Origin of the sequence: Methanobrevibacter sp., from assembly GCF_036307625.1 — an archaeon.
Classification (GTDB): Archaea; Methanobacteriota; Methanobacteria; order Methanobacteriales; family Methanobacteriaceae; genus Methanocatella.
This window is the reverse complement of sequence record NZ_JAXJXF010000109.1, coordinates 1-10,209: the sequence shown is the minus strand read 5'-3', so window position 1 is coordinate 10,209 and position 10,209 is coordinate 1. Positions and strand designations below refer to the sequence as shown.

Genomic DNA, 10,209 nt, shown 5'->3' with positions numbered 1-10,209 from the left:
ATTGTATACTGATAATATTTGTAAAAATTATAATAAATTTTCATTATATAATTTAAAATTAAACATATTATTTTATAAAATATATCCTTTAACAATTTGAAGTACTTCATTTAGATCTAGTTAAAATTATTACTTCAAATGAATGAAGTGATAAATTTGGTTGTCAACTGATGAAATTGGGTTGCTTCTTTACTTATGAAACAAATTTGACTAAAATGGTAGATAATTACTCTACTTTTCATCCCTATCTGTTCGTATCATATCGAACAAATTTCACTAAAAGTAGTAGATAATTTGAAGTGTGTTATGCCAACTCCAACATTAAGTTGACTAAAAGGAATCATTAATTGAAAAATAATAAAGACAATCCGTAGGGTATTGTCATGGCCTGCGGTGCACGGGTATTGGCTCGAAAATATTAACATTTCACTCCAGTAAAAGCATGTTAATTAATCGAGAATCCCCTACTTCTTAAAAGTTGGCGGAAGTTCAATTTTAAAATTACCATTCACGATTACCAAACCAAGATGTAAAATTCATATATGATTAAAAACATATAAAAACACATCAACAGTATGGCATTTGTTCAAAATGTCATTTTTAGCCATAAGCATGGAATTTAAATAATATTATGAAGATTATGGCAAAGGAAAAACTCTACATTTGTACATAGATTGAATTCATCCCATTAACTGAACAAGGAATTCTGCAATGAATTTAAAGATGAATACAATAATGTTTTTTATGATAAATGGAAGATAAAAAGATGGGAGATATACAACTAGATTTATTATTTTTCATTAATAATCGATTACAAAATCCTTTTTTGGATATGGTGGTGCCTGTCATATATTCAATCACTGATGTAAGAGTGATATTTGCCTTGATTATCTTGGTTTTAATAGGATCCAGAATATTTAAAAATAATAAAATAACTAAAATTGCATTGTATTGTCTTGCAGCATACTGCCTTTCAATTGTTTTGATAATGATATCAAAAACTTTTTATCCAAGTCCAAGACCTTTTATAGCATATGAAGCCATAAGATTGGTTGTTCATGATAACGGTTTTTATTCTTTCCCATCAGGCCATTTTGGCATTTCAACTACAGTGCTTACAGTTATCATATTGGTCGCAGATAAACATAAACGTGAATTGATTGTCCTATCACTCATATATTTGCTAATTTTATCATTTGTAGTCATTTATGGCGGCGTTCACTATCCAATAGATGTGATTGGTGGAGGGATAATCGGCATAATTTCTGCAGAAATTGTTGTGCATATTCTTGAAAATTATTTAGGGACAAAATTGTTATTCAAACCCTAATTCTTTGTGTTTTGAGTGAAAATAACTTATTAAATAATTGTTAAATGATTATTCATCATCAAAACATTAATTTTATTAACATGTGATGAATTTAAATTAGTGTTTGTTGGCAATCAATGAAACTAGTTCATTGACTTCTTTTTACAACATCATTCTCATTAACTTCCCCAATCAGCAAGGGTGAATCCGGATTGTGCAATTTCTGGTTCTTTTTGACCGGCTTCATGTTGCTGTTGGAGTAACAGTATAGAAATTATCTACTACTTTTTTGATTTTTGTTTGATATAATGCAAACAAATAATGGTAAAAAATAGATGAATTATCTACTACTTTTTAGTGAATATTGTTGATAAATAAAATTAAAATAGTTTTCATTTAAATGAAACTTATCTAAAACATGATAATGAATTTCAAATAATATAATCACTGTTAATTATCCACAATATCCTTTTTATTTTTTATAAACAGTATTGTTATTATTAACAAGACCACAGTTATTATTATCATCATTAATGAAGTCATACTAAATGAATTAACGGAAAGTTGATTATGAGTGATATTTCCATTTGCCAATATCTGCATTATCACAACTGTAACTGATGATCCTATAGCTCCTACGACCTGCCTTGTGGTGTTGTTGACTGCAGTTGCATCCTCAACATCCCCTGCAACAACACTCATTGCCCAAGTAATTGCAGGAGACAGACCGAGTCCGCAGCCGATTCCCCTGATTAACTGGGTAGCCAACAGATATTCAAATGTGGAATTCATGTTATAAGTCATCATGCAAGCAAACCCTATAATATTCATAATTGATGATGCTATTAAAACTGGCTTTATTCCAATCTTATCTGCCATTATAGGGCTTATGAAATTGAACACAATCATGATTATTGCTGCAGGGAACAATATGAGTCCGGATTCAGTTGGAGAGTAATATGCAACATTTTGTACAAACAATGGTACCATTACATTGATTCCACACATCATAAAGTATAGTAATGCTGCAAAAACAGTCCCATATACAAAATACTTATTTTTCAGTACTATTAAGTTAACAAGCGGATTTTCAATTTTGTTTTGACGTTTAATAAATATTATTAATGTCAATATTCCAATGATTATTGGTAAAATCACATGAATAAAGCTGAATCCAAACTCTGCAATATTTGAAAATCCTATCATCAACCCTACACAAAATATTATTGACAATATCAATGATGGGAAATCCAAAGGATAATTTTGGGTTTCAAGTTCAAAGTTTGCAAGGAGTATTGATAAAACCAGAATTACTACAGTTATTATCGCTAAAAATTCAAAAATAACTCTCCAATTAAATAAGTCAATTATAATTCCACCGATTGTAGGTCCCATTGCAGGGACAATTCCAACAAGAAATCCCATTAATCCCATGAAAAATCCCCATTTTTCTTCAGGCATTATTCTAAAGATCAATATTTGACCGATTGGCATTAAAATACCAGTTCCCATAGCCTCCAGGATTCTTCCAACAATTAACATTTCAAAGTTTATTGATAAAAAACAAAGCAGAGATCCAATGATAAATAAAATGAGTGATGTTATCAGTATTGTTTTAATTTTAAATCTTTTTGTAATATATGCTGTTGGAGGAATCATTACTCCAATCACCAGCAGGAATACTGAGTATGTCCATTGCGCAGTTGCTGAAGATACTGCAAAATCATCCATATAATAAGGCAAACTTGTTGTTACAATACTTTGTGAGATTAATGTAACTGAAGAAGCAATAATAATTATAATCAAGGTTATTAATCCACTTTTATTTTCAAATTCCATGATAATTGTTCCATAATTTGTTGTCAATTAATAATTTATACATTTTACATTAAATAGTTTAACAATTAGTACTGTTATTGAATTACTGTGAGAAAAAAAGATAATTTTATAAAACAAAATGATTATTTAAAAAATAACTGCTATCCATTATACATATCAGCACCAGTTGCATTTAAATCATGGAATGCATTTCGTTTTAAAATCCCAAAAGTATTTTGATTCCAATCAGTATCAGGATTACTCCACCCATTATCTGGAACTTATCACCCAGCCAGTCGCCCAATTTCCTTCCTATGTATATGCCGCATACGCTGAATGCAAATGCAACCACACCTATTATGGCAGATGAAAGAAGAATAGGATAATCCATTAGGGCAAAGGTAATTCCTACAGCAAATGCATCGATACTTGTAGCTACTGCAAGCAATGTGACTTCCTTGAATGAAAAGTTGTCGGTTATTTCCTCATCATCTCCGGAGAGGCTTTCCCGAATCATGTTGAGCCCTATTGCAACAAGCAGCACGAATGCTATCGCTGATGCAAATGACTGTATTAAATCAGATATTGTGCTGACGCAGTAATAACCAAATATTGGCATGATGAACTGAAATCCGCCAAAAAAGAGTCCATAGTATATTTTTTCAACTGTTCTTAGTTTTTTTTGCGTGAACCCTTTGGTCAGAGATACACTGAATGCATCCATTGCAAGTGCAACAGCTATCAGGAAAATAGATACTATATTAAATGACATTGATACTACATTGACTTTCATATAATAAAATTTTATTGTTTCAAAAATAACTGTTTCAAAAGAAACATTTATATTATATGCCCTACAAAATAAAATCAGGTGAAATGTATGGATGATGAAAGCTTTCAAGGAATCAGGGACAAATCCCCTTTCATTGCATGGATACATAATATTTCATTAAATCAGCAGAAATACATGAAATCCAAATTTTCAAACATCGATTTCGGCCATGACGTGAGATATATCATTTTCATATATGACAATCCAAACTGCTCCCAGGACGACCTGGTGGACATGTTCTGCCAGAGCAAGGGAAATATTGCCAAGATACTGAAGAAGTTTGAGGATATGGGTTACATAAAACGTGAAGTAAATCCAAAAAACAGACGCAAATACATGCTCAATACTACAGACAAGGGATCAAGGCTTGTTCCCGAATACAGAAGAATTTCAAAGGAATGGGAAAAGGAAGTAGGAATAAGCGATGAAGACAAGGAGCTTAAAAAAAGAATAGCTGAAATAGCCTATAACGGCATGAAACTTATAGAAGATAATTAGCGAGAGTGTTATTATGAAAATAGAATTTGAAACATATGTAGTACTGATATCATTTATCACATCATTTTTTGCAGTGTTTTTATCAAATGGTATCATAATCGGAGTGCCGGCCATTGCACAGGAGTTTGCAATGAACAACGTCATCCAGAACTGGGTGCCGACAATATTTTTCCTTGTGGTGGCTGTCTTTACAGTTCCTGCAGGACAGATTTCAGGTAAGTTCGGAGTCAAGAAATCACTGCTTGCGGGCGTAATCGTATATCTTATAGCATCAATCGGAGCATGCCTTTCAATCTCAACAGAAACATTTCTGATTTTCAGAATACTTCAGGGTGCGGGAGTAGCATTCCTGAACGTATCTGCAATGGCAATGGTAGTACAGGCGGTGAAACCGCAAAACAGAGGAAAGGCATTGGGTTTTACAGTAACAGGAGTATATCTGGCAACATCACTTTCTCCAGTAATCTGCGGATTTCTGGTGCATAACCTCGGATGGAGGTCAATGTTTTACTTTGTAATTCCATTTTTGGTACTGTGCATACTGCTGATGATTTTCAAAATCCCGCAGGAGTGGAAAACATATGAAAAAGACAAAATCGACAAGGTTGGATCCATGATTTATGGAATGGGAATTCTGGCTTTCATCTATGGATTCACAACCCTGACCACACAGACAGGTCTGATTATAACAGTTTTGGGAATAGTTCTTCTGATAATATTCGGTGCCTATGAGCTAAGGCAAAAGTCACCTGTATTCAACATGAACCTGTTCAGAAATGCGAAATTCACATCATCCAATATAGCTGCACTGTGCAGTTACATTGCTGTAATGGTAGTTACAACAATCCTCAACTATCATTTCCAATACGTAAGAGGATGGGATGCGCAGATGTCAGGTATGATATTGATTATTACACCTATACTTATGGCAATTATGGCACCTAATGCAGGTAAGCTTTCAGATAAGGTACATCCTCAAAAACTGGCAGCATTGGGAATGGGAATTGCAACAGCGGCTCTTCTGATATTGACATTCCTCAACGGAAATACGCCGCTGTACCTTGTAGTGATTGCAATGATTCTTCAGGGTATCGGAATGGGACTTTTCTCAAGCCCGAACATGAATGCAATCATGAGTTCAGTTCCTCCGAAGGACGCTCCGACCGCATCAGCTTCACAGGCTACCATGAGAACAATAGGTCAGACCATGAGCCTTGGGCTTTTGACACTAGTGTTTGCATGGGTAATGGGCAACCTTGAGCTGGCTCCCCAGTATGCATCCATGATTGTTCAGTCATCCCAAATCATTTGCGGAATATGTACCGTAGCGTGCGTTCTTGCAATATTCGCTTCACTGGTCGGAATCAAATCCAAAGACCAATTCAATACAAAAAGAGGATAGTTTCCATAGCTATCTTCTTTTTAATTGAATGAACCATCACATCACTCTTTTTTAATTTTATTAAATCCTCTTTGACTATATAATATGTCTTGTTTTAAAATTCCACATTATTTATTCTAAAAATATTTTAATGATAGGACACAAAAAGTATACATATATATTTTAGGTGATAATATGGTTTGTTTTGATTTGTCATCCTCGCAAAAAATGCTATTGTTTTCGGAAATAAACAATCCGAACAATGATTCATTTTACCTTAAATTCAGAAAAGATTATGATTTGGATGATTTTGAAAATGTAAAGCTAGCTATAGAAAGCATTTCCAAAAATCATTTGAACTTAAAAATCAAAGATGAGGGAAACGGGGATTTCAAACAGTATTATGATAATTTTGAAGTAAATATAGAAACATTTGAAATGTCTGATGATGACCTTGACGGATTCATCGTCGATTATCTGGAAAATCCTTTCGAAGATATCTTCGATTCCCCATTATACAAATGGGCAGTACTGAAGACAGAATCCTCAACCGTGCTCATTGGAGTCGTACAACATATACTATTGGACGGTACATCATTATTCTCTTTGATTCCTCGTGAAATTGAAAGATACATTGAGTGCACTGAAAATAATGAGGAATACGTCGCCAAGAAATATTCATATGAAACATATGTGGACAGTGAACTGGAATATCTCAACTCTAGTGAAGCCGATGAAGACAAGAAATACTGGCTTGACAGTCTGAAGGATTATTCACAGGACTGGTATTCATTTGATAAATCCGAACTTGGGTTTTTCGAAGTTTTACTGGAGCAGATTCCAAAATTTGACTATTCTCCTTTTGTAACTTCACTGGCGCTTAACTTCCTATACTTTGCAAAGTCCAAAAAGGACAATGAGTCATTCAGAGACATTGTAATGAACACTTCAGTTCATGGAAGATACTTCGGACAGGAAGATGCTCTTGGAATGTTTGTAAACACCATTCCTTTAAGATTGACATATGATGAGGACATGACCTTTGATGAACTGCTTCAATATTCCAAATCAGTTCTAAAAGAGGGCCTAAGTCATGCGAAACTGCAGTTCAGCGAATATACAACAGATTTAAGGAATGAAAATATAGATCCTGATTGCATTTCAATGATTTCAATCGTGTCCAATTCCACCGATCAGGATTCAAAATTCCTGACTCTTCAAAAGGACATTAAATTCCCGCTTCACTTTAGAATAAACAAAAATTATTCAGACAAAAACGGTTTGCAGTCAATATTCATTGAATATGATAAGTCTTGCTTCAACTATAATGAAATTGAAGCAATTGCTGAAGGCCTGAAGGATTTGACAAGGCAGGTAATTGATGATTCAACCAAAAAATGCAGAGAATATGATATTGATGTATGTGACTTCTTTAAGGCTGAAAACTATTACAATAATTTAATCAATTCATTTGACAACCCTACAGCAATATCACCCGATGTCAATGGAGATAAAGTTGACTTCACCCAAATATCAAGAGAATTGGATATGGAAAAATTGAACAGTCTGTCAAGACAATACAATCTGCATAATGACAAGGTATTGCTTGCGTTATTCCTCTTCAATCTAACCAAGTTTTCATTTTCAAAGGACATACTCATTGCATACAATAAACAGGCATGCGGATATCACTTCAACACAGAGATGTCTGTCAGAGAATATTTCAATGACTTTAAACAGAACTTTGACGATTATCACAATTATCCTTTGTTGCACAACAGGAACTTAAACTTTGAAAGCGAAATACTATTCTTTGTAAATGAATATGATAAAAAAGACTATAAATTCGTATTCAACTTCGAAAGCTCAAATATGAATATAAGTTATGATAAATCATTCTATTCAAAAGAGCTGATTGAAGCTTTTATTGACTCAATGGATGTTTTGATAGATAAGTTTGGCTCATGCGATGATTTGCTTAAGGATATTTCAATAAGAAGGGAACTTGAATATGATGAGGACTTTAAAATAGAGCTTGCAAATGAAGGAATCATCAACAGGATATTCGAAAACATCGCTTGCGAAAACCCTGAAAAGACAATACTTGTTGCCGAAGACGGCGAATTCACATATGATGAGCTTAACAGAAAGGCAAACAGGATTGCCCATGCATTAATCAAAAGAGGAGTGAACATTGAAGACAGAATCATGTTCATGATGAGAAGAAACAGCGACCTGATAGCTGCAGTACTTGGTATTGTCAAGGCAGGTGCTGCATTCATTCCAATTGATCCAAATTATCCTATAAACAGAATCAACCAGATTCTTGAGGACAGTGATTCCAGATTTGTAATCACAAGCTCAGAAATTGATTATGACGGCGCCAACAGAATCAATGTGGATGAACTTCTAAGTGAAAGCGATGAGACAAATCCTGAAATCGACCTGACACCTGACAATCTCTGTTTCCTGATATATACTTCAGGTTCAACAGGAAAACCGAAAGGAGTAATGATAACCCACAGAGGAATATCAAACTATGTTGCAAATGTCAAGCAGAACGTTCCGATTTACGAGCTGAACCACAGATGCAACAAGTTCATTTCAATTTCAACAGTATCGTTCATCGTATTTTTAAGGGAAATATTCGGTACAATACTCAACGGACTCCCAGTAGTGTTTGCAAACGATGAAGAGGCAATCGATCCGTTGCAGCTGGTTGAGCTGTTTAGAAAAACAAATGCTGAAGGATTCGGTTCAACACCAACAAGATTGCTTGAATACCTGCAACTTGAAGAAATACAGGAAGTTGTTGGAAACTGCAATGTGATTATTGTAGGAGGAGAAGGATTCCCACCAGTATTATATGACAGACTGTCAAAATACACCAGCGCAGACATCTACAATTCCTACGGACCTACCGAAGTGACAATAGCTTCACACTACAAGCTTATCGATTCAGCTGAAGTAACTGCAGGATGGAAAATGCTTAATGTTGTTGACAAGATTATGGATATTGATGGAAATCAGCTGCCTGCCTATGTTCCGGGTGAAATATATGTAGGTGGAGCTGGAATTGCAAGAGGATATCTAAACAATGATGAACAAACCGAAAAGGTCTTCTTAATAATTAATGGCATTCCATACTACAATACCGGAGATTTGGGTAAGAAAGATGCGAATGGTGAACTGTATGTTCACGGAAGAAACGATACCCAAATCAAGTTAAGGGGTTTGAGAATTGAACTGTCTGAAATCGAAGGGGCAATTGCAAACTATGAAAACATAACACTTTCAAAAGTTGTGGTCAAGAAAATCAACTCAATCGAACATCTCTGCGCTTATTTCACAGCTGCAGGCGATATAAATATTGAAGACTTAAAACAGCACATTATTGATTCAATCCCTGAATATATGGTGCCTTCATATTTCACACAATTGGATGAATTCCCAAAAACACCTAACGGAAAAACAGACTTTAAAAACTTGCCTGACCCTGAAATTGATGTTGACGAGTTCATTAAGCCAAGAACTGAAATCGAAGAGAAACTCTTTGACATGGTCAGCGATATCCTTGGAACTGACGGATTTGGCGTCAACACCGATTTGTTCAGCGTGGGCCTCACATCCCTGACTGTCATCAAGCTGACTTCAGCAATATACTCCAACCTTAAAGCACAGCTTAACGTTACCGAGATTTTGAAATACAAGACAATTGAAAAGATTGCATCCGAAATCAAGATTGATGATGACAAGTCAAGCGAAGTCCGGGAACTCTATCCATTGACTCCAAATCAGCTTGGAGTTTACTTCGACTGCATCAAGGATTCGCAAAATACTGCATATAACCTTCCAAAGAAAATGGAATTCAGCGAAGGAATCGATGTAGATAAACTCAAATCATCAATCGTAAAAGCTATTGAAAACCACCCGTACCTCAAGACAGTCATAATCATGGAAAACGGTGAGGTATATCAGAAAAGAAGGGACAGCCTTAAAGTCGACGATTTGATTGAAGTGGTTGACAAGGCCAATATTGATGAATTTGTAAGGCCGTTCAAGTTGGATGAAGGACCGCTGTTCAGATTCAAGATAGTCGGTGATTCAATGCTTCTTGCTGATTTCCACCACATAATATTGGATGGAACATCCCTCAACATCCTTTTCGATGAAATAGCAAAGATTTATGACGGAAAAGATTACGTACTTGAGGAACTTGACGGTTTCGAATACTCTCTCAATGAAATCAAAACACAGCAGTCAAGCCTGTATGAGGAAGCAAAACTGTTCTTTGCCAATAAGATTAAGGAATTTGACAGTGCAACATTGATTCCGCAGGACATCAACGGAGATGAATCCGAAGGAAAAGCT

The 10,209-nt window shown here is 34.9% G+C and carries 6 protein-coding genes; 4 read left to right on the top strand and 2 right to left on the bottom strand.

What is annotated here, in order from left to right:
- Positions 1-751 precede the first annotated feature (751 nt).
- Entirely contained in the window at positions 752-1,330 is a 579-nt protein-coding gene (locus UIB65_RS07025) for a phosphatase PAP2 family protein (RefSeq protein ID WP_330040524.1), read from the top strand.
- Between the two features lie 429 nt (positions 1,331-1,759).
- Here UIB65_RS07025 and UIB65_RS07020 read toward each other — a convergent pair whose 3' ends face one another.
- Positions 1,760-3,148 (bottom strand): DHA2 family efflux MFS transporter permease subunit, encoded by a 1,389-nt coding sequence (locus UIB65_RS07020; RefSeq protein ID WP_330040523.1) that lies wholly within the window; start codon positions 3,146-3,148, stop codon positions 1,760-1,762.
- A gap of 196 nt (positions 3,149-3,344) precedes the next feature.
- On the bottom strand, positions 3,345-3,899 hold the full coding sequence (locus UIB65_RS07015; RefSeq protein ID WP_330040525.1) for a manganese efflux pump MntP family protein: 555 nt from the start codon (positions 3,897-3,899) through the stop codon (positions 3,345-3,347).
- 108 nt (positions 3,900-4,007) lie between these two features.
- Here UIB65_RS07015 and UIB65_RS07010 point away from each other — a divergent pair, with 108 nt between their 5' ends.
- From UIB65_RS07010 to UIB65_RS07000, 3 genes are all read left to right on the top strand, one after another.
- Complete coding sequence (locus UIB65_RS07010) at positions 4,008-4,457, top strand: MarR family winged helix-turn-helix transcriptional regulator (RefSeq protein ID WP_330040522.1); 450 nt, start codon at positions 4,008-4,010, stop codon at positions 4,455-4,457.
- A 13-nt stretch (positions 4,458-4,470) separates the two neighbouring features.
- Positions 4,471-5,859 carry an MFS transporter gene (locus UIB65_RS07005; protein ID WP_330040521.1) on the top strand — a complete coding sequence of 463 codons (1,389 nt, stop codon included), beginning with the start codon at positions 4,471-4,473 and terminating at the stop codon, positions 5,857-5,859.
- Positions 5,860-6,033: 174 nt separating this feature from the next.
- A partial coding sequence (locus UIB65_RS07000) for an AMP-binding protein (protein ID WP_330040519.1) occupies positions 6,034-10,209 on the top strand: 4,176 nt, incomplete at its 3' end.

Coding starts and splice junctions, on each gene's coding strand:
- UIB65_RS07010 (WP_330040522.1), top strand. CDS start 4,008: ATGGATGATGAAAGCTTTCAAGGAATCAGGGACAAATCCCCTTTCATT.
- UIB65_RS07020 (WP_330040523.1), bottom strand. CDS start 3,148: ATGGAATTTGAAAATAAAAGTGGATTAATAACCTTGATTATAATTATT.
- UIB65_RS07015 (WP_330040525.1), bottom strand. CDS start 3,899: ATGTCATTTAATATAGTATCTATTTTCCTGATAGCTGTTGCACTTGCA.
- UIB65_RS07005 (WP_330040521.1), top strand. CDS start 4,471: ATGAAAATAGAATTTGAAACATATGTAGTACTGATATCATTTATCACA.
- UIB65_RS07025 (WP_330040524.1), top strand. CDS start 752: ATGGAAGATAAAAAGATGGGAGATATACAACTAGATTTATTATTTTTC.